General features: G+C 67.5%; 15 protein-coding genes. 11 read left to right on the top strand and 4 right to left on the bottom strand.

What is annotated here, in order from left to right:
- Nucleotides 1-6 precede the first annotated feature (6 nt).
- Both aspS and ST3T6A_RS0112825 read left to right on the top strand, forming a co-directional pair.
- Nucleotides 7-1,788: an aspartate--tRNA ligase gene (gene aspS, locus ST3T6A_RS0112830; protein ID WP_019833339.1), complete on the top strand. Its 1,782-nt coding sequence runs from the start codon at nucleotides 7-9 to the stop codon at nucleotides 1,786-1,788.
- 82 nt (nucleotides 1,789-1,870) lie between these two features.
- Entirely contained in the window at nucleotides 1,871-2,758 is an 888-nt protein-coding gene (locus ST3T6A_RS0112825; RefSeq protein ID WP_019833338.1) for a polyphosphate kinase 2 family protein, read from the top strand.
- On the opposite strand, the gene greB is transcribed toward ST3T6A_RS0112825, so the two are convergent.
- Both greB and ST3T6A_RS0112815 read right to left on the bottom strand, forming a co-directional pair.
- Nucleotides 2,759-3,241 (bottom strand): transcription elongation factor GreB, encoded by a 483-nt coding sequence (gene greB / locus ST3T6A_RS0112820; RefSeq protein WP_019833337.1) that lies wholly within the window; start codon nucleotides 3,239-3,241, stop codon nucleotides 2,759-2,761.
- 5 nt (nucleotides 3,242-3,246) lie between these two features.
- Nucleotides 3,247-5,295 carry a lytic transglycosylase domain-containing protein gene (locus ST3T6A_RS0112815; protein ID WP_235785795.1) on the bottom strand — a complete coding sequence of 683 codons (2,049 nt, stop codon included), beginning with the start codon at nucleotides 5,293-5,295 and terminating at the stop codon, nucleotides 3,247-3,249.
- A gap of 124 nt (nucleotides 5,296-5,419) precedes the next feature.
- Here ST3T6A_RS0112815 and dapA point away from each other — a divergent pair, with 124 nt between their 5' ends.
- From dapA to alaS, 9 genes are all read left to right on the top strand, one after another.
- A complete protein-coding gene (gene dapA / locus ST3T6A_RS0112810; RefSeq protein ID WP_019833335.1) occupies nucleotides 5,420-6,295 on the top strand; it encodes a 4-hydroxy-tetrahydrodipicolinate synthase in 876 nt (291 codons plus the stop codon).
- Nucleotides 6,295-6,777, top strand: a complete 483-nt coding sequence (gene smpB / locus ST3T6A_RS0112805) for an SsrA-binding protein SmpB (RefSeq protein ID WP_019833334.1) — start codon at nucleotides 6,295-6,297, stop codon at nucleotides 6,775-6,777. The genes dapA and smpB overlap by 1 nt, the downstream gene beginning before the upstream one ends.
- 83 nt (nucleotides 6,778-6,860) lie before the next feature.
- Nucleotides 6,861-8,921, top strand: coding sequence for a M13 family metallopeptidase (locus ST3T6A_RS0112800; protein ID WP_037538407.1), 2,061 nt, complete (start codon nucleotides 6,861-6,863; stop codon nucleotides 8,919-8,921).
- 42 nt (nucleotides 8,922-8,963) lie between these two features.
- Complete coding sequence (locus tag ST3T6A_RS0112795) at nucleotides 8,964-11,444, top strand: ATP-binding protein (protein WP_019833332.1); 2,481 nt, start codon at nucleotides 8,964-8,966, stop codon at nucleotides 11,442-11,444.
- A gap of 39 nt (nucleotides 11,445-11,483) precedes the next feature.
- Entirely contained in the window at nucleotides 11,484-11,843 is a 360-nt protein-coding gene (locus ST3T6A_RS0112790; RefSeq protein WP_019833331.1) for a response regulator, read from the top strand.
- A 105-nt stretch (nucleotides 11,844-11,948) separates the two neighbouring features.
- Nucleotides 11,949-13,034 (top strand): recombinase RecA, encoded by a 1,086-nt coding sequence (recA, locus tag ST3T6A_RS0112785; RefSeq protein WP_019833330.1) that lies wholly within the window; start codon nucleotides 11,949-11,951, stop codon nucleotides 13,032-13,034.
- A gap of 136 nt (nucleotides 13,035-13,170) precedes the next feature.
- Nucleotides 13,171-13,794: a glutathione S-transferase family protein gene (locus ST3T6A_RS0112780; protein WP_019833329.1), complete on the top strand. Its 624-nt coding sequence runs from the start codon at nucleotides 13,171-13,173 to the stop codon at nucleotides 13,792-13,794.
- A complete protein-coding gene (locus tag ST3T6A_RS0112775) occupies nucleotides 13,787-15,049 on the top strand; it encodes a M24 family metallopeptidase (protein WP_019833328.1) in 1,263 nt (420 codons plus the stop codon). Before ST3T6A_RS0112780 ends, ST3T6A_RS0112775 begins: the two co-directional genes overlap by 8 nt.
- 41 nt (nucleotides 15,050-15,090) lie before the next feature.
- The gene (alaS, locus tag ST3T6A_RS0112770) at nucleotides 15,091-17,751 is read left to right on the top strand and encodes an alanine--tRNA ligase (protein WP_019833327.1); all 2,661 of its coding nucleotides are present in this window, start codon (nucleotides 15,091-15,093) and stop codon (nucleotides 17,749-17,751) included.
- A 124-nt stretch (nucleotides 17,752-17,875) separates the two neighbouring features.
- Here alaS and ST3T6A_RS0112765 read toward each other — a convergent pair whose 3' ends face one another.
- Nucleotides 17,876-19,645 (bottom strand): cation:proton antiporter domain-containing protein, encoded by a 1,770-nt coding sequence (locus tag ST3T6A_RS0112765; protein WP_019833326.1) that lies wholly within the window; start codon nucleotides 19,643-19,645, stop codon nucleotides 17,876-17,878.
- A 73-nt stretch (nucleotides 19,646-19,718) separates the two neighbouring features.
- Complete coding sequence (locus ST3T6A_RS0112760; RefSeq protein WP_019833325.1) at nucleotides 19,719-20,939, bottom strand: NADP-dependent isocitrate dehydrogenase; 1,221 nt, start codon at nucleotides 20,937-20,939, stop codon at nucleotides 19,719-19,721.
- Nucleotides 20,940-21,004 lie beyond the last annotated feature (65 nt).

Raw genomic sequence — 21,004 nt, 5'->3', positions numbered from 1 at the left:
ACGATCATGCACGCCTATCGCACCCACACCTGCGCCCAGCTTCGCGCCAGCGACGTCGGGCAGACCGTCCGGCTCTCCGGCTGGGTGCATCGCAAGCGCGACCATGGCGGCGTGCTGTTCGTCGATCTGCGCGACCATTACGGCCTCGTCCAGATCGTCGCGGATTCGGACAGCGAGGCGCTGAAGGCGCTGGAGACGGTTCGCACCGAGAGCGTCATCACCATCGACGGCGTCGTCGAGGCCCGCGCCAAGGAGGCTCAGAACCCCAACCTTGCCACCGGCGAGATCGAGGTGCGCGCCAGGGGCGTGATCGTCCAGTCGGCCGCTGCCGAGCTGCCGCTCCCGGTCGCGGGCGAGGCGGACTATCCCGAGGATGTGCGCCTGCGTTACCGCTTCCTCGATCTGCGCCGCGAGACGCTGCACGCCAATATCGTGAAGCGCACGCAGATCATCTCCGACATGCGCCGCCGCATGGAAGGCGAGGGCTTCACCGAATATTCGACGCCGATCCTGACGGCCTCGTCGCCCGAGGGCGCGCGCGACTTCCTCGTGCCGAGCCGCATTCACGCCGGCAAGTTCTACGCGCTGCCGCAGGCGCCGCAGCAGTATAAGCAGCTGCTGATGGTCGCGGGCTTCGACCGCTATTTCCAGATCGCGCCCTGCTTCCGCGACGAAGACCCGCGCGCCGACCGTCTGCCGGGCGAGTTCTACCAGCTCGATCTGGAGATGAGCTTCGTCACGCAGGAAGACGTGTGGAACACGATGGAGCCGGTGATCGCCGGCGTGTTCGAGAAGTTCGCCGACGGCAAGCCGGTGACGCCGGCGGGCAGCTTCCCGCGCATTCCTTACAGCGAGGCGATGCTGAAGTACGGCTCGGACAAGCCGGACCTGCGCAACCCGATCACCATCACCGACGTCACCGATCATTTCCACGAATCGGGCTTCGGCATCTTCGCGGGCATCGTGGCCGGCGGCGGGCGCATCCGCGCGATCCCGGCTCCGGGCGCGGGCGCCGGCAGCCGCAAGTTCTTCGACGACATGAACGTCTGGGCGCGCGGCGAGGGCTATTCGGGCCTCGGCTACATCAACATCAAGGATGGCGAGCCGGGTGGCCCGATCGCCAAGAACCATGGGCCGGAAGCGACCGCCAAGCTGATCGAGGCGCTCGGCCTCGGCCCGAACGACGGCGTGTTCTTCGCGGCGGGCGCCGAGAATGTGGCGGCGAAGCTCGCCGGCCTCGCGCGCACCCGTGCGGGCGAGCAGCTCAACCTGATCGACAAGGACCGCTTCGAGCTATGCTGGATCGTCGACTTCCCCTTCTACGAGTGGGATGAGGACGAGAAGAAGGTCGAGTTCGCGCACAACCCCTTCTCGATGCCGCAGGGCGGGCTCGAGGCGCTCAACTCGCAGGATCCGCTGTCGCTCAAGGCGTTCCAGTACGACATGGTCTGCAACGGCTATGAGATCGCCTCGGGCTCGATCCGTAACCAGTCGCCGGAAACCATGGTGAAGGCGTTCGAGCTGGTCGGCCTCAGCCAGGCCGACGTGGAGGAGCGCTTCGGCGGCCTCTACCGCGCGTTCCAGTATGGCGCTCCGCCGCACGGCGGTATGGCGGCCGGCGTCGATCGTATCGTGATGCTGCTCTGCGGCGCGCAGAACCTGCGCGAGATCACGCTGTTCCCGATGAACCAGCGCGCCGAGGATCTTCTGATGGGTGCGCCGTCGCCCGCGATGATCAAGCAGCTCCGCGAACTGCACATCCGTGTGGTGGAGCCGGTGAAAGTCTGACGAATCAGGCTGTATCGTGGTGGGACGTTAACCGTAACGGCCTGTCTCGCCTAAACAGGCGCGGTCGCTTAGCCCGGTGGGCATGGCGATCGCCTTGTCCAATTTCGAGAGCGGCCCGGCGCTGACCGACGACTATGGCGGAGCCCTGGCCGCCGTGCAGCGGCGCCTCGCCCGCGCACAGGTGGCGCACGTCGCCCAGCGCCGGCGCGCGATCGTGATGTTCGAAGGCTGGGACTGCGGCGGCAAGGCCGAGACGATCCGCGAGCTTGTCTCAGGCTGGGACGCGCGCCACTACGCCGTCTGGCCGATCGGCGCGCCGACGACCGAGGAGAGGGCGCGGCATTTCCTGTGGCGCTTCTGGTCGCGCCTGCCGGCGGACGGCGAGATCGGCGTATTCGACCGGAGCTGGTACGGCCGCGTGCTCGTGGAGCGGGTGGAGGGTCTTGCCACCGACAAGGAATGGCGCCGCGCCTATGATGAGATCAACGAGTTCGAGGCGCAGCAGCGCGACAGCGGCACGACGCTGATCAAGCTGTTCCTCCATATCTCCGAGGATGAGCAGGACCGGCGGATGCGGGCGCGGCTGGCCGATCCGTGGACGGCCTGGAAGGTCAGCGGCGACGATTTCCACGTTCGTGAACAGCGCCCCGCCTATGTCGCGGCGATGGAGGACATGTTCGACCTCACCGACACGCGCTGGGCGCCGTGGAAGGTGATCGACGGCGTGAATACCGAGTTCGCCCACATCACGGCGCTGACGCATGTGGCCGAGGTGCTGGAGAAGGCGGTCTCGATGACGCCGCCCCAGATCGCGCCCGAGATCGAGGCGCTGGCGAAGGTGCATTTCGGGCCGGACTGGCAGAATGAGGGGCGCTCCCAGCCCGTGTCGCTCGACGCGGCCCGCGAACGCCACGCCCGCGATGACAGCGACGAGCCCGACTCGCCGCCTTATGAGCCGCTCTCCGCCTGATCAGGCGTCGGGATAGCGGATCGCCACCACCTCATATTCCTTCTCGCCGGCCGGCAGCACCACGCGGCGCAGATCGCCGAGTGCGGCCCCTCTCAGCGCGCGAGCCAGGGGAGAGTGCCAACTGATCCGTCCCGAGGAGGCGTCGGCCTCGTCCACGCCGACCAGCGTGACGGTGCGCTCCTCGTCGTCCTCGTCCGCGACGGTGACGGTCGCGCCGAAGAAGACGCGGCCGCGATCCGGCTGTTTGGCGGGGTCCACGACATGCGCCTTGGACATCTTCTTGGAGAGGCGATCCAGCGTCCGGTCGATCTCGCGCAGCTTCTTGCGGCCGTAGATGTAATCGCCATTCTCGGAGCGATCACCATTGCCGGCGGCCCAGCTGATCGTCTCGACCAGCGCCGGGCGCTCGATCTCGAAGAGCTGCTGATATTCGGCGCGCAGCCGGGCGAAGCCGTCGGGCGTGATGTAGTTGGGGCGATCCATGCGGCTTAACCCGGCGTCTGCTTGTTGAGGTAGTAGGAGAGGCGGTTGGTGTTGGGCTGGCCGGCCCTCAGCGGGTTGATCGTGTCGTAGACGACGACATTCTCCAGCACGTTTTGCACATAGCCGCGCGTCTCGGAGAAGGGGATCGCCTCGATCCAGTCCACCGGATCGACCCCGCCCGAGCGCGGGTCCCCATAAGTGGCGATCCAGCGGCGGACATTGCCGGGCCCGGCGTTGTAGGCCGCAAGCGCCAGCACGTAGTTGCCGCTGAACATGTCCATGATGCGCCCGAAATAGGCGGTGCCGAGTTCCATATTGTAGCCCGGATCGCTGGTCAGCCGCATATAGTCGTAAGGCAGGCCGAGCTTCTCGGACTGCTCGCGCGCGGTGACGGGCATGAGCTGCATCATGCCGCGCGCGCCGGTGCGTGAGATGGCCTCGCGGTCGAACTGGCTCTCCTGCCGCATGATGCCGTGGATGAAGGAGAAGCTGTTGGCGATCTCCGGCGGCACGGGCAGCACGGGGAAGCCCGAGCGGACATAGTCGCTGGCGCTCTCCGGCTTGGCGGCGCGCTCGGCCATCACGCCGAGGTCCGGCCGTCCGAGATCGCGGGCGAGCCTCGCGATCAGGACGTGCTCGCTGTCGCTGAGCTGACTGTCGGCGGCGATGGTGCGCAGGAACAGGCTCTGGTCCTGCCAGTCGCCGAGCTGGCCGAGGATACGCGCGGCGCGGACCACCTCGCGGGCTTCGAAAGCCTTGCCGTCGGCTTCGGGCACCTGGACGCCACTGGCGTCGAGCGGCGCTGGGACGGGCTTGCCGAGCCGTTCGAGCGCGAGCTGCCCGTAAAACTGATCCGGGAAGGCGGCGGCGTTCGCGAAATAGCCCTGCGCGCCCGTCTGGTCCCCTGCGGCAAGCGCCGCCCTGCCGGCCCAGTAATAACCCTTCGAGCGCGAACCGGGGCTCTGGGAGGCGTCGGCATAGGCGCGGAACATCGCCACCGCGTCCGATGCCCGGCTGAGGTGCTGGAGGGCGGTGGTGCCGGCCAGCCAGGAGAGGCTGGTGAACACGTCGCGCGGGGCGAAGGGCAGGGCGCGGACGCTGGTGCCGACCGGATAGATGTCGGTGAGCTGGCTCGCGATCCCATAGGCCTGCGCCCATTGCTGGTCCGCGGCGGCCGAGCGGGCGACAGAGAGCAGGGTCTCCATGGTGCGCGTCGGGTTGAAGGCCGGCACCGTCAGCCGATGCGGCTGGGCCAGCTCGAAGCGGGCGACCGGTTCCTGGCCCGTCTGACGCAGCCAGTTGATGCGGTCGATCAGATAGCCGGCATCGCCGTTCGCTGAAGTGCCGAGCGCCGCGGCCTGCGTCGCGGCATCCGGTGATTTGAGCTGATAGGCGAGCCGCGCAGAGAAAATCGCGCGCCGCGCGGGGCTTGTGAGCGGAAGCTGGCGCTGCGCGGCAACGAAGGCGCGGTTCCAGAGCAGCGCTTCCATCCGCTGGTCCTGATCGGCTTGCGTCAGCGCGCTGGAGAAGGTCGCCATGATGCGCGCTTCGTCGGTGGTGTTGATCGCGCCCGACGTCCAGGCGGCACGCGCCGCCGCCTGCGCCTCGGCGGCGCGGCCGCGCGCGTAGAGGGCTTCCGCGAGGCGGAGCTGGCCCGCGCCGGTCTGCGGCGGGAAGCGGGTGAGGAAGGCGATCACCGATTCGGGTGGCGTCACGTCCGGCTGGATGGCGTTCTCGGCGAGGCGACGCATCTGCGCTTCGCCTGGCCAGCCGGGATGCGCGAGCAGGAAGCTGCTATAATCCTGGAACAACAGGCTGTTGCTCTGGCGGAGGCGCTTCCAGTTCACCAGCCCCTCGGCGACGGGATCGCTTTGCAGTCCCGTACTGGCGGCTTGCGCCGGCGCATAGGCATAGGCGCCGGCAGACGGGCTCGGCGGCGTGACCGCCGACGCACTGGAAAGACCGAGCTGCGCCCGATACCAGGCGACCTGCTGAGGGGTGAGGACGGAGGCCGCTGCGGTGGCGGCCAGGAGGAGCGCTGGAACGCTGAGCATGGCCCTGCGATGGAGCATGCTGGACAGGATGCCAACCCGCTCCTTATCAGGCGCTGAATGTTTCAGGCCCCCCGACATGGGGCGGAGTATGCCGCGTCGCAGCGCCGGCGTGAAGGAGAACAGGATGTTTTCGGGTTCGATCCCCGCTTTGGTGACGCCTTTTCGCGACGGTCGTTTCGACGAGCAGGCGTTTCGTTCTTTCGTCGAATGGCAGATCGAGCAGGGTTCGTCGGCGCTCGTGCCGTGCGGAACGACCGGCGAATCGGCCACCATGTCGATCGCCGAGCATGACCGCGTCGTCGCCATCTGCATCGAGCAGGCGGCGGGCCGCGTGCCGGTGATCGCGGGCTGCGGATCGAACGACACGCTGGTCGCGCTCGATCATATGCGCTCGGCCAAGAGCGCGGGGGCGGACGCGGCGCTGGTGGTGCTGCCCTATTACAACAGGCCCAATCAGGAGGGCCTCTACGCCCATTTCGCCTATCTGGCCGAGCATTGTGACCTGCCGATCGTCGTCTACAACGTGCCGACCCGTACGGTGACCGACATCACCACGCCGACGCTGGCCCGCATCGCCGAGATCCCGACCGTCGTGGGCATCAAGGATGCGTCGGGCAACCTTGCCCGCGTTTCTGCGCAGCGACTCGCGTGCGGCGAGGATTTCTGCCAGCTCTCCGGCAATGACGACATGACGCTGGGCTTCATGGCGATGGGCGGACGGGGGGCCATCTCGGTGACCGCCAATGTCGCGCCGCGTCTGTGCGCCGATTTCCAGCATGCCTGCCTGAACGGCGACTGGGCGGCGGCGCTGGCGCTTCAGGACCGGCTCTTCCCCCTGCACACCGCGTTGTTCACGGATGCCTCGCCCGGCCCGATCAAATATGCGTTGTCGAAGGTGCGTCCGTCCTTCCCGGCCGAGCTGCGCCTGCCGATGACCCCGGCCGGCGAGGCGAGCCGCCATGCGGTGGACGAAGCCCTGAAGGTCGCGGGGCTGATCTGATGGCGCGTCCCCGTCCGCAGGAATTCAACAAGAAGAAGGTCGTCGCTGAAAACCGGCGGGCGCGGTACGAATATTTCCTGGAGCAGTTCTTCGAGGCGGGCATCGCGCTCACCGGCACCGAGGTGAAGTCGCTGCGCTTCGGCGAGGGCTCGATCGCGGAGAGCTATGCGGAGATCAAGGACGATCAGGTCAACCTGATCAACGCCAACATCCCCGAGTTCAGCCACGGCAACCGCTTCAACCATGAGCCCAAGCGGCCGCGCAAGCTGCTCCTCCACGTCAAGGAGATCGACAAGCTGCGCAACGGCGTCTCCCGCGAGGGCATGACGCTGATCCCGCTCTCGATCTATTTCAACGAGCGCGGGCGGGCCAAGGTCGAGCTGGCTCTTGCGAAGGGCAAGAAGCTCCATGACAAGCGCGAGACCTCGAAGGAGCGCGACTGGAAGCGCGAGCAGGCGCGCCTGCTGCGCGATCGCGGCTAGGACGCGTCTGCCACGAGCCGTGCCCTTGCGTGGGTGAGCCGAGGTGCTATGCCTCTCTCATACACTAAAATGAGGGTGCTCGGATGCGTCTTACCATCGTCGCTTTGTTGGCTTCCACCATGTTTGCGGGCCCGGCCGTCGCTGCCCAGCCCGCCTCCTTCTTGACGCCGGTCGCCTCCGGCTCGAAGGCCGCGGTGGCCGGCAAGCCCACTTATGGCAGCTTCGGTTTCGACGAAACCGGCATGAACAAGACCCTGAAGGCCGGCGACGACTTCTACGGCTACGCCAATGGCGGCTGGGATACGGCGACGCAGATCCCGCAGGATCGCTCCAGCTACGGCATGTTCCACAAGCTCCAGGACCTGTCGCTGGAGCGCACGCGCACGATCCTCGAAGCGGCCGAGAAGCAGCCGAACAGCAAGATCGGCATGTTCTACGCGAGCTTCATGGACGAGGCGGCGGTGAACGCGAAGGGCGCGGCGCCGATCAAGCCCTGGCTCGACCAGATCAAGGCGATCAACGACAAGGACGCGCTCGCCACCGAGATCGCGACGCTCACCCGCATGGGCGTGCGCACCCCGTTCGACACCGGCGTCGGCCCGGACGACAAGAACCCGACCGCCTATATCGCGCAGTTCGGCCAGTCCGGCCTCGGCCTCCCCGATCGCGACTATTACCTCAAGGACGATGCGGCGCTGGCGAAAGTCCGCCCGCTCTACGTCGCCTATCTCGCCAAGCTGCTGACGCTGGCCGGCGAGCCGGACGCGGACGCGCGCGCGGCGGCGATCATGGCGTTCGAGACGAAGATGGCGCAGGTCCACTGGTCGCGGATCGATTCGCGCGATGCGGACAAGGTCTACAACAAATGGTCGCGCGCCGATTTCGACGCCAAGGCGCCGGGCTTCCCGTGGGGCGCCTATCTGAACACGCTCGGCTATGGCACGCAGCCCGACTTCCTCGTCGCGCAGCCGAGCGCCTTCACCGGCGAGGCGAAGCTCTATGCCGACACGCCGCTGCCGGTGCTCAAGGACTATCTGCTCGTCCGCACGCTCAGCAGCTATGCGCGCTATCTCTCGGCGCCGTTCGTGGATGCGAGCTTCGCCTTCAACGGCACGGTGCTCTCGGGCACGCCGCAGAACCAGCCGCGCTGGAAGCGGGGCGTGAACCTCGTCTCCAACCAGATGGGCGAGGCGGTCGGCCAGGACTATGTCGCGCGCTACTTCCCGCCGGAAGCCAAGGCGGCGGCGGATGCGCTGGTCCACAACATCATCGCCGCTTTCGGCCAGCGCCTCCAGAACCTCGCCTGGATGGACCCGGCGACCAAGCAGAAGGCGCTCCAGAAGCTCGCCGCCTTCACGCCCAAGATCGGCTATCCGACCAAGTGGCGCGACTATTCGACGCTGGAGATCAAGGCCGGCGATCTGGTCGGCAACGTCGCCCGCGCCGAGGCCTTCGAGTATCAGCGCAATCTCAACAAGCTCGGCCAGCCGATCGACCGGACCGAGTGGGGCATGACGCCCATGGAGATCAACGCCTACGCCAACCCGGTGATGAACGAGATCGTCTTCCCGGCGGCGATCCTCCAGCCGCCCTTCTTCGATCCGAAGGCGGACCCGGCGGTGAACTATGGCGGCATCGGCGCCGTGATCGGCCACGAGCTCAGCCACCATTTCGACGATCAGGGCCGCAAGTACGACCTGACCGGCAAGCTCACCGACTGGTGGACCCAGCAGGACGTGACGCGCTTCACCGCGCTCACCGACAAGCTGGTGAAGCAGTATGACGCCTATGAGCCGCTCCCCGGCCAGCATGTGCAGGGCGAACTGACGCTGGGCGAGAACATGGCGGATCTGGCGGGCCTGACGGTCAGCCACGACGCCTATGTCCTGTCGCTCGGCGGCAAGGCGGCGCCGGTGCTCGACGGTTTCACCGGCGACCAGCGCTTCTATCTCGGCTGGGCGCAGGTGTGGCGCACCAAGTATCGCGAGCCGCAGCTTCGCCAGCAGCTCCTCACCGATCCGCACTCGCCGGGTCCGCAGCGCGTCGACGAGGTGCGCAACATGAACCCGTGGTACAAGGCGTTCGACGTGACGCAGGGCGAGAAGCTCTATCTCACGCCCACCGAGCGCGTGCAGGTCTGGTAAGCGCGGATTGACGGGAGGACGTCCGGCGGCGGAAGAAGGGGCATGCGTTCCTTCGTCCCCCGTATCGATGCCCTCCCGCTACGCGCCGCGGCGCCGGCCCGGCCGGGGCGCTCCGCAGACCGGCTGATCGCGATCGGAGTGATGGGCCTCGGCGTCGCCTCGTCGGTGATGCTGGCCCGCGCGGCGGGGGACTGGCGTTTCGCCATCGGCTTCGTCGTCGGCTTCGCGGCGATCGCGACCGCGGCCATCATCGTCGCACGCAGCCGCTTGGGCTTCTCGGTCGAGCGCACGGCACCCCGGCCGGATCGCGCTCTGCTGCGCGCAGCATTGGACGCGACCGAAGACCCGGCCGCGATCACCGATCGCGCGGGCAAGCTCGTCGCGGCCAACCTCGCTTATACGGATCGCTTCGGGCCCGGCTCGACGCCGCCGATGCTGCCGGGGCTCGATCTCTATGCCGAGACGATCGCCGGCGCCGGCCGCTCCGCCTGGCGCGACGGCGAGGCGGAGACGCAGCTCGGCGCGACCCGCATCCATCTCCGCGTCGTCCGTACGGGCGTCGGCGAGGATCATCTGATGTGGCGGATCGGCGACGGACGCGGCGAGGGGCGGGCCGATGCGCTGCGCCTCGTCGGCGGCGGCTTCGGCGAGCGGCTGGGCCGCGCCGGACTGATGGCGGCGCTGATCGACGAGCGTGGCCGTATCCTCGTGGCCAACAAGGTGTTCACCGTCCGCGCGACGGGCAGCCAGTCGGGGAATTGCACCGGCCGGGATTTCGCCGCCTGCCTCGTGCAGGACGCGCAGGGCACGCTCCGCTTCGCCCGCGAGGAGGAGGGGGGCGATCCGCTCCGCCTGCTCCACATCCCGCTCGACGATGGCGAGCTGGCGGCAGGCGCGGCCGCGATGCTGCTGTTCGACGAGCCCGCCGCGCAGCAGGCCGAATCGAACTCGACCAATCCGGCGGACATCTATGGCCTCCTCGGGATGCTTCCGCTGGGCCTCGCGCTGATCGATCGGGACGGGCGCTTCCTCTACCAGAATGAGCCCTTCCTCCAGGCGGCTGGCCATGGCGAGGCGGAACGCGCGGTCTATCCGGGCGATCTCGTGGTCAAGGAGGACAAGACCGCCGTCTCCGACGCGGTGCGGCGTTTCGCAGCGTCAAAGCCGGCGCCGGGGCCGTTCGGTCATGGTCCGATCCTGTCCGGCGATATCGCGGTGCGCCTGCGCACGCGGCCGGACGAGCCGATCTCGCTCACCGTCGCTTCGGCGCGGGGGCTGGGGGAGGCGTCGGTGCTGCTCAGCCTCAAGGACAGCGCGGAGGAAGGGCGGCTCCAGCGGCAGGTCGCACAGGCCACCAAGATGCAGGCGGTGGGGCAGCTCGCCGGCGGCGTCGCCCACGATTTCAACAATATCCTCACCGCCGTGCTGGGCCATTGCGACCTGATCCTGATGCGCCACACGCCCGGCGACAGCGACTATGACGACATCCAGCAGATCCGCCACAACGCCAACCGGGCGGCGGGCCTGACGCGCCAGCTCCTCGCCTTCTCGCGCCAGCAGACGCTGCGCCCGCAGGTGCTTCAGCTTCCGGACGTCATTTCGGAAGTCTCGAACCTGCTGCGCCGCCTGATGGGCGAGAGCATGCAGCTCGTCATCAACCATGGCCGTGCGTTGGGGCCTGTGCGGGCCGATCCGGGACAGCTCGAGCAGGTCATCGTCAACCTCGCCGTGAACGCGCGCGATGCGATGCCGCATGGCGGCACGCTCACGATCCGCACCTATGCCGTCACGGCGGCGGAAGTCCGCCGGCTGGGCGCCGACATCCTGCCGATCGGCGATTACAGCGCGATCAGCGTCACCGATACCGGCACCGGCATCCCGCCGGACGTGCTGCCCAAGATCTTCGAGCCCTTCTTCACCACCAAGGACGTCGGCAAGGGCACGGGCCTCGGCCTCTCGACGGTCTACGGCATCGTCAAGCAGTCGGGCGGGTTCATCTTCGCCGATTCGGAGATGGGGCAAGGCACGAGCTTCGTGATCTACTTCCCCGTCTTCCACGGCGAGGCGGCCGAGGCGCAGCCGGTTGCGCCGAAACAGGCGCCGCAGGAACTGTGGGGCACCGGCTCGATCCTCGTCGTCGAGGATGAGGACATGGTGCGCTCGGTGGCCGAGCGCGCGCTGACCCGGCAGGGCTATCAGGTCCGCACCGCGTCGAACGGCGAGGAAGCGCTGGAGATATTGGAGCAGGTCGCCGCCGATGAGGAAGGGGGCGGCTTCGACCTGCTCATCTCCGACGTGATGATGCCGACGATGGACGGCCCCACGATGGTCGGCCATGCCCGTCGCCGCTTCCCCGATCTGCCGATCCTGTTCATGTCGGGCTATGCGGAGGAGCAGCTCCGCCGCTCGATCGACATCGAGAATGTGTCCTTCCTCGCCAAGCCCTTCTCGGTCCAGCAGCTCGCCGAAGCGGCGCGCGACGCGCTCACCCGCCATGCACGGGTCGCTACGGAGCGGAAATAAATCTTGTCTTGCAACGGTTTCGACGGTTACTCGGGGGTTATGACAAGCAGCAGTCACTCGATCCTGATCGTGGAGGATGAATCGCTGATCGCGATGATGCTCGAGGATTTTCTCGACGTCCTCGGCCATGCGATCGCCGGGACCGAGGATAGCGTCTCCGGCGCGCTGGCGCGGGTGGAGCAGGGCGGTTTCGACATGGCGATCGTCGACGTGCATCTGCGCGACGAGGTCTGCTGGCCGGTCGCCGACGCGCTTGCCGATCGCGGTATTCCCTTCATGCTGGCGACGGGAGGCCATACCGAGCCGCCGCCCGCGCGCCACGCCTCGGCGCCCGTTCTCGCCAAGCCGTTCACTTTGTCCGGCGTGGAGCAGGCCATCGGGGCGATTGCTCCAGCCTGAGGATTGTTCCCCTCTTGTTCTGTTGGAACGAAGGTGGTACGCGCATCTTCGTTGACGCCGCGCATTGATGCCCGCGCAGGCTCGCTCTAACGAGGGGACAGGCAGATGGCCGCATCACTCAAAGTCATCGGGACAAACGCGGATATGATCGACAAGCTGGCGATCTCGGACAGGCAGAAGGCGCTCGACGCCGCCCTGGCGCAGATCGATCGCGCCTTCGGCAAGGGCTCGGCCATGCGGCTGGGCTCCAAGGAAACCATGCAGGTCGAGGCGATCTCGACCGGCTCTCTCGGGCTGGACATCGCGCTTGGCGTCGGCGGCCTGCCGCGCGGGCGCGTGATCGAGGTCTATGGCCCGGAAAGCTCGGGGAAGACGACGCTCGCGCTCCATGTGATCGCGGAAGCGCAGAAGAATGGCGGCACGGCGGCCTTCGTCGATGCCGAGCATGCGCTCGACCCGGTCTATGCCAAGAAGCTGGGCGTCAACATCGACGAGCTGATCGTCTCGCAGCCGGATACCGGCGAGCAGGCGCTGGAAATCACCGACACGCTGGTCCGCTCGAACGCGATCGACGTGCTGGTGGTCGATTCGGTCGCCGCGCTGGTGCCGAGGGCGGAAATCGAGGGCGAGATGGGCGACAGCCATGTCGGCCTTCAGGCGCGCCTGATGTCGCAGTCGCTGCGCAAGCTCACCGGCTCGATCAGCCGCTCGCGCTGCATGGTGATCTTCATCAACCAGCTCCGCATGAAGATCGGCGTGATGTACGGCAACCCGGAGACGACGACGGGCGGCAACGCGCTGAAATTCTACGCCTCGGTCCGCCTCGACATCCGCCGCACCGGTCAGATCAAGGACAAGGACGACATCATCGGCAGCTCCACCCGCGTGAAGGTGGTGAAGAACAAGGTCGCCCCGCCGTTCAAGCAGGTCGAGTTCGACATCATGTATGGCGAGGGCATCTCGAAGATCGGCGAACTGCTCGACATCGGGGTGAAGGCCGGGCTGGTCGAGAAGTCGGGCGCGTGGTTCTCCTACGATTCGATCCGCATCGGCCAGGGCCGCGAGAACGCCAAGACCTATCTCAAGGAAAATCCCGAGCTGGCGGCCAAGCTGGAAAAGGCGATCCGGTCGAAGACCGACGATGTCGCCGAAACCATGATGACGGGTCCGGAGCCTGACGACGACCTCTGACCACGAACGACCGCGCACCTCTTGGCGGGGTGCGCGGCCGTTGACGATTTCCCGTTCTCAATCCTCTCGCGCTCGTCCATGAAATTTGTCGGCCGGAGGTCTTCCGGCTTCCCCAGCCGGGGTCGGGAGCCGCGCCATGATCTTCGTCCATCATCTCCAGAACAGCCGGTCGCAGAGGGTGCTGTGGCTGCTGGAGGAGTTGGGCCTTCCATTCGAGATCCGGCGTTACGAGCGCGATCCGAAGACGCTGCTGGCGCCTCCCGAGCTTCGCCGCATCCATCCACTCGGCAAGGCGCCAATCGTCGAGGTGGACGGGCTGGCGCTGGTCGAAACCGGCGCGATCGTCGAATATCTGGTGGCGCGGGCGGATGGCCGCCTCGGCCCTCCGGCCGATCCGATCGCGGCGCAGCGCTGGCGGCAATATCTCCATTATGCGGAAGGCTCGATGATGCCGCCGCTGCTCGCGCTTCTGGTGGTGCGCCGTCTGGGGTTGCTCGGCCGGCCGGCGCGCGGGCCGCTCCTCAGGATGTTCGCGACCCATCTGCGTTGGCTCGAAGCCGAATTGGCCGGGCGCGACTGGTTCGCCGGGGACGCCTTCACCGCCGCGGACGTGATGATGAGTTTCCCGCTCGAAGCAGCTACCCAGCGGGCCGGCCTCGACCGGCAATATCCGCGCCTGCTAGCATGGCTGGAGCGGATCCATGCGCGTCCGGCCTATCGCACCGCCCTGAATCGAGGAGGTCCCTATGTCTATGCGTGAACCGGTCGGGCGGAGAAGCGTCCTCGGCGGCATGGTTCTCGTCGGCGCGGCGTTGACGCTGCCTGGCGCCGGATGGGCCGGAAAGGCGACCGGCCTGACCGGGCTGGCCCCGCTTGCCGGCGGTCCCGCCCCGATCTCGAAGGAAGAACGCGAGGCACGGATCGAGAAGGCGCGCCGCCTCATGCGGGCTCAGGGGATCTCGGCGCTGCTCGTGGAGCCTGGGGCGTCCCTGATCTATTTCATGGGCATCGAATGGCATCGAAGCGAGCGTCTGACGGCGGCTGTCATCCCTGTCGACGGGGAGATCGCGATCGTAACGCCTTTCTTCGAGGAGCCTTCGGTTCGCCAGACGCTCGCGGTGCCCGCCGAAGTCCGCGTGTGGGAAGAGGATGAAAATCCGCTCGCTCTGGTCGCGGCCATATTGACCGATCGCAAGCTGGCCGGCGGGGCCATCGCGATCGAGGAGACGGTTCGCTATTTCGCGGTGGACGGGCTGATGAAGGCCTTGCCCCAGGCGCGCATCGTCTCCGGCGCTCCGGTGGTGCGCGGATGCCGCATGATGAAATCGTCCGCCGAGATCGCGCTGATGCAGCGTGCCACGGACGTCACCATCGCCGCCTATCGCTATGTGATTCCGCGTGTGAAGCCCGGCATGACGCCGGCCGACGTCTCCCGGATGATGGACGAGGCGACGGTCGCGCTGGGCGGATCGCCTGAATTTTCGCTGGTGCTGATGGACGCTGCGGCGGCCCTCCCGCACGGGTCGCACGAGCGGCAGATGGCGCGCGATGGCGGTATCGTTCTCATGGACTGCGGTTGCACGGTGCAGGGCTATCAGTCCGACGTGTCGCGCACCTTCGTGCTCGGCAGGCCGAGCGCGCGGCAGCGGCAAGTGTGGGAACAGGTCCATCGCGGCCAGCAAGTCGCCTTCGAGGCAGCGAAGATCGGCACGCCGGCGGGCGAGGTCGACGACGCGGTACGGCGCTATTACGAGAGCCTCGGCTATGGCCCGCGCTACGCCTTGCCGGGGCTCTCGCATCGCACAGGCCATGGCATCGGGCTCGACGGGCATGAGCCGGTCAACCTCGTCCATGGTGAGCAGACGCGATTGGCGGCGGGCATGTGCTTTTCGGACGAACCGGGCCTCTACATCCCCGGCGAATTCGGCGTCCGGCTGGAGGATTGCTTCCATATGACCGAGGCTGGCCCGCGCTGGTTTTCGACGCCGCCGGCCTCGATCGATCAACCCGTGTAAGCTTGCTTGTGCCGCCGCACGCCCTCGCTTAAATCGCGCGCATGACATCGACGAACGACATCCGCCGCTCCTTCCTCGACTTCTTCGGCCGTGAGGGGCACCAGATCGTGCCTTCGGCGCCGCTGGTGCCGCATAACGATCCGACGCTGATGTTCGTCAACGCGGGCATGGTGCCGTTCAAGAACGTCTTCACCGGGCTGGAGACGCGCCCCTATTCGACGGCGACCTCGTCGCAGAAGTGCGTGCGCGCGGGCGGCAAGCATAACGACCTCGACAATGTCGGCTACACCGCGCGGCATCACACCTTCTTCGAGATGCTCGGCAATTTCTCGTTCGGCGATTATTTCAAGGAACAGGCGATCCTGAACGCCTGGACCCTCATCAACAAGGAATGGGGCCTCGACAGGGATCGGCTGACCGTCACCGTCTATCACACGGACGACGAAGCCTTCGATCTGTGGAAGAAGATCGCGGGCCTGCCCGACAGCCGCATCATCCGCATCCCGACCAGCGACAATTTCTGGTCGATGGGCGACACCGGCCCGTGCGGCCCCTGCTCGGAGATATTCTGGGACCATGGCGATCACATCCCCGGCGGCCCTCCCGGCAGCCCGGACGAGGATGGCGACCGATTCGTCGAGATCTGGAACCTCGTGTTCATGCAATATGAGCAGGTCGACGCCGAGACGCGGCTCGCCTTGCCGCGCCCGTCGATCGACACCGGCATGGGGCTGGAGCGCGCCGCCGCCGTGCTCCAGGGCGTCCACGACAATTATGACACCGACACGTTCCGCGCGCTGATCGCTGCCTCGGGCGAGCTGACCAAGACACGTACCGATGGCGCACAGAAGGCGTCGCACCGCGTGATCGCCGACCATCTGCGGGCCTCGGGTTTCCTCGTGGCAGACGGCGTGCTGCCGGCGAACGAAGGCCGCGGCTATGTGCTGCGCCGGATCATGCGCCGCGCGATGCGCCACGCGCATCTGCTGGGCGCAGCCGAGCCGCTGATGCACCGCCTCGTGCCGTCGCTGGTGGCCGAGATGGGCGCCGCCTATCCGGAACTGGTCCGCGCGCAGCCGCTGATCGAGGAGACGCTGAAGCTGGAGGAGACCCGCTTCCGCCAGACGCTCGCCAACGGCCTGCGCCTGCTCGACGAGGCGACCGCCGGCATGGGCGAGGGCGCGACGCTGCCGGGGTCGGTCGCGTTCAAGCTCTACGACACCTATGGCTTCCCCTATGATCTGACCGAGGACGCGCTCCGGGCGCAGGGCCTTGAGGTCGACCGTGCCGGCTTCGACGCTGCGATGGCCGAGCAGAAGGCGGCGGCCCGCGCGGCCTGGAAGGGCTCGGGCGAGAAGGCGTCGGACGAGGTGTGGTTCGACATCGCCGAGGAACTCGGCGGCACCGAGTTCGTCGGTTACTCGACCACCGAGGGCGAGGGCAGCGTCGTCGCCCTCGTGCGCGACGGCGAGCGCGTGAAGGCCGCGCAGACCGGCGACGAGGTGTTCATCCTCACCAACCAGACGCCCTTCTATGGCGAGAGCGGCGGCCAGGTCGGCGACGTTGGCGTCATCACCGGCGATGCGGGCTTCGAAGCCGAAGTGACCGATACGCCGAAGCCGCTCGGCCGCCTCCACGCGCACCGTGCCGTGATCGAGGGCGGCGAGGTGAAGGTGGGCGATGCCGTCCATCTCAAGGTGGATGTCGAGCATCGCAACGAGGTCCGCGCCAATCACTCGGCGACGCACCTGCTGCATGCGGCGCTGCGTAACCATCTCGGCAAGCATGTGTCGCAGAAGGGCAGCCTCGTGGCCGCCGATCGCCTGCGTTTCGACTTCGCGCACCAGAAGGCGATGACCGTGCAGGAGATCGCCGCGGTCGAGGCCGAGGTGAACCGGCAGGTCCGCGAGAACGCGCAGGTCGGCACGCGGCTGATGACGCCCGACGACGCGATCGCGGCGGGTGCCATGGCGTTGTTCGGCGAAAAATATGGCGACGAGGTCCGCGTGCTCTCGATGGGCCATGTCGGCGAGCACGGCACCTATTCGGTCGAGCTGTGCGGCGGCACGCATGTGTCGGCGCTGGGCGACATCGCGCTGTTCAAGATCGTGTCGGAGAGCGCCGTCTCGTCGGGCGTCCGTCGTATCGAGGCGCTGACCGGTGAGGCCGCGCGCCAGTGGCTGACCGGTCGTGAGGATCGTCTGAAGGAAGCCGCCGCGACGCTGAAGGCTTCGCCCGAGGAGGTGCCCGCGCGCATCGCCGCGCTGGTCGAGGAGCGCCGCCGTCTGGAGCGTGAACTGGCCGACGCGAAGAAGGCGCTGGCGCTGGGCGGCGGCGGTTCGGCCAAGGCCGAGCAGGCGGTCGAGCAGGTCGGCGGCCATGGCTTCCTGGGTCAGGTGATCGAGGGGCTCGACCCCAAGAGCCTGCGCGGGCTGGTCGACGAGGCCAAGCAGAAGCTGGGTTCGGGCGTGGCCGTGCTGGTCGCGGTGAACGAAGGGCGCGGCTCGGTCGCGGTCGGCGTCACCGACGATCTGAAGGACAGCCGCAGCGCGGTCGATCTCGTTAAGGCCGCAGTCGCGGCGCTCGGCGGGCAGGGCGGCGGCGGCCGTCCGGACATGGCGCAGGGCGGCGGCCCGGATGGCGACAAGGCGGCCGATGCTGTCGCCGCTGTTCGCGCCGCGCTGGAGACGGTCGCGGCTTGATATAAGGGCCACGGGGCGCAGGCATTCCGCAACCCGTGGCCATCACAATGCAGAGCGGATGATTACGACCGGTTCTCGCAGCGCTCGGGAAGGTCGACGCCTGACCTAAAGCGAACGCCTCCGCTCAGGCCTCCGGCATCCGGCGACCGCGTTCTTTCGGGGCCTCGCTCAGGCCTCCCATCTCCATGATCGACGCGCGCTGCTCGGCGCGCTTCTCGTGGATGGAGGCGATCACCGGGCCGACGGCCACGCCGATCTCGGTCAGCACCGCTTCGGAGAGCTGGAACGAGCTTTCGAGCTGCTCGGGCACCGCGTCGGTCGCGCCGGCGCGGTAGAGCTGGGCGGCGTGGCCCGCATCGCGGGCGCGGACGATGATCGGCAGGTCGCGATGGGCATCGCGGATGCGACGGGTAAGGCGGAGCTGCTGCACCGGATCGTCCATCGTCAGCACCACGGCGGCGGCACGGTTGAGGCCCAGACGGTCGATCATCTCGGCGCGGCTGGCGTCGCCGAACAGCACCGCGAACCCTTCCTTCCGCGCGGCCGAAACGGCGTCGATGTCAGCATCGACCGCCAGATAGGGCCGGTCATGCGCGGTGAGCATCGAGGCGACGAGCCGCCCGACGCGGCCAAAGCCGACGATCAGCACGCGCGCGGCGGGGCCGGGCTCGGGGATGGTCGCGGTCTCGCGGGTCTGGCGGCGCTCGACGCGGCGCGCGACATCGCGGCCGAGACGGGCGAGCAGCGGCGTGATGGTGAGGCCGATGGCGGTCACCGTCTGCCAGAAGGCGGCAGCGTCGGGCTGGACGAGGCCTCCGGCCTGCGCGCCGCCGAGCACGATCAGCGTGGTCTCCGACGGTGAGGCCATCAGCAGCCCGGTCTCGACCGCGACGCCCGGCCGCGTGCCCGAGAGCCGGAGCAGCAGCGCCGTCACCACCGACTTGGCGAGCACCACGCCGGCCACCGCGAGCGCCAGCGTCCCCCATTGCGCGGTGAGCGCGGCGATGTCGATGCTCATGCCGACCGTGATGAGGAACACGCCGAGCGCGAGGCCCCGGAAGGGCGCGGTGATGACCTCGACCTCGGTGTGATACTCGGTCTCGGCGATGAGCAGGCCGGCGAGCAGCGCGCCGACAATGGGCGAAAGCCCCGCGGCGGTCGTCGCGATCGAGGCGAGGATGACGACGAGCAGGCTGATCGCGAGGAACAGTTCGGGGCTCTTGGTTCGCGCGGCCTGCGCGAAGAGCGGGGGCAGGGCGAAGCGCCCGGCCACGAGCAACAGCAGGACGGTGAGGCCGCCGGAGAGCAGCGTCGACGCCAGCTCGCTCCAGCCGCCACCCGTATTCGGCCCCAGAGCCGCGAGCGCGAAGAGGATCGGCACCAGTGCCAGATCCTCGAACAGCAGCATCGCGAACGCCCCGCTGCCGACTTCGCCCGATGTGCCCGTCATCGGCAGCACGAGCGCGGTCGAAGAGAGAGCGAGTGCGAGGCCGAGGCCGAGAGCGCCTGCCGGAGCCTCGCCGAACAGCATCAGCGTGCCCCCGATGACGGCAGCGGAGAGGATCAGCTCGGCCGAGCCAACGCCGAACACCTTGGTCCGCATCGACCAGAGGCGGCGGAAGGACAACTCCAGCCCGATCGCGAACAAGAGCAGCACGATGCCGAATTCCGCGAAGGGCTCGATCGCGTGCGGATCGGTGATGGTGACATGATAGAGCCACGGCCAGCGCGGCTGGAGCGCGCCCAGTCCATGCGGCCCGAGGGCGAGGCCCACGAGGATGAAGCCGATCACCGGGTTCACGCGGAAGCGCGCGAAAGCGGGGATCACGATGCCGGCGGCGCCGAGGATGACGAGCGCGTCGGAGAATCCGGTCGATTGTGTCGGAAAGGCCATGGCCCTTCTATGGCAAGAGCGCGGGCAGACTGGCTAGCCCACCCGCGCTCCCGATGCATTTATCCCGGAAGGATCAGGCCCAGTCGGCCATCGCCGTTTCGAGATTGGTGACGATCGCGTCGAAGAACTGCTCGGTCGTCATCCAGTTCTGGTCCGGGCCGACGAGGATCGCGAGATCCTTGGTCATCTGTCCGCCCTGGACGGTATCGATGCAGACCTTCTCCAGCGTCTCGGCGAAGCGCACGACGTCCGGCGTGTTGTCGAACTTGCCGCGGAACTTCAGGCCGCCCGTCCACGCGAAGATCGATGCGATCGGGTTGGTCGAGGTCTGCTTGCCCTGCTGGTGCATGCGATAATGGCGGGTGACGGTGCCGTGCGCCGCCTCGGCCTCGATCGTGCGGCCGTCCGGTGACATCAGCACCGAGGTCATCAGGCCGAGCGAGCCAAAGCCCTGCGCCACCTGATCCGACTGCACGTCGCCGTCATAATTCTTGCAGGCCCAGACGAACTTGCCGCTCCACTTGAGCGCGGAGGCGACCATGTCGTCGATCAGGCGATGCTCGTAGACGATGCCCGCGGCGGCGAACTTGTCCTTGAACTCGGCCGCGAAAACTTCCGCGAACAGATCCTTGAAGCGGCCGTCATAAGCCTTGAGGATGGTGTTCTTGGTGGAGAGATAGAGCGGCCACTTGCGATCCAGCGCGTAGTTCATGCTGGCGCGAGCGAAGTCACGGATCGAATCGTCGAGGTTGTACATGCCCATCGCCACGCCGGCGGACGGGAACTGGAACACCTCATGCTCGATGACCTGGCCGTCTTCCCCGGTGAAGGTCATCTTGAGGGTGCCGGGGCCGGGCACCTTGAAATCGGTCGCGCGATACTGGTCGCCGAAGGCGTGACGGCCGACGACGATCGGGTCGGTCCAGCCCGGCACGAGGCGGGGCACGTTGCGCATCACGATCGGCTCACGGAAGATCGTGCCGCCCAGGATGTTGCGGATCGTGCCGTTGGGCGACTTCCACATCTTCTTGAGGTTGAATTCCTCGACGCGCGCCTCGTCGGGCGTGATCGTGGCGCACTTCACGCCGACGCCGTGCTTCTGGATCGCCTTGGCACTGTCGATCGTGACCTGGTCGTTGGTCGCGTCGCGGTTCTCGACCGAGAGGTCGTAATATTCGAGGTCGATGTCGAGATAGGGCTTGATCAGCCGCTCGCGAATCCATTCCCAGATGATCCGCGTCATCTCGTCGCCGTCGAGTTCGACGACCGGGGTCTGCACCTTGATCTTGGCCATGGGGGCTCCGCTGATGCACCGGCGAATGCGCCGGCTGAGGTTTGCCCTGCCGCTTAGGCTTGTGC

It is taken from the genome of Sphingomonas sp. PR090111-T3T-6A, from assembly GCF_000383095.1.
Lineage (GTDB): Bacteria > Pseudomonadota > Alphaproteobacteria > Sphingomonadales > Sphingomonadaceae > Solisphingomonas.
This window is presented reverse-complemented; position numbering and strand designations above follow the sequence as displayed.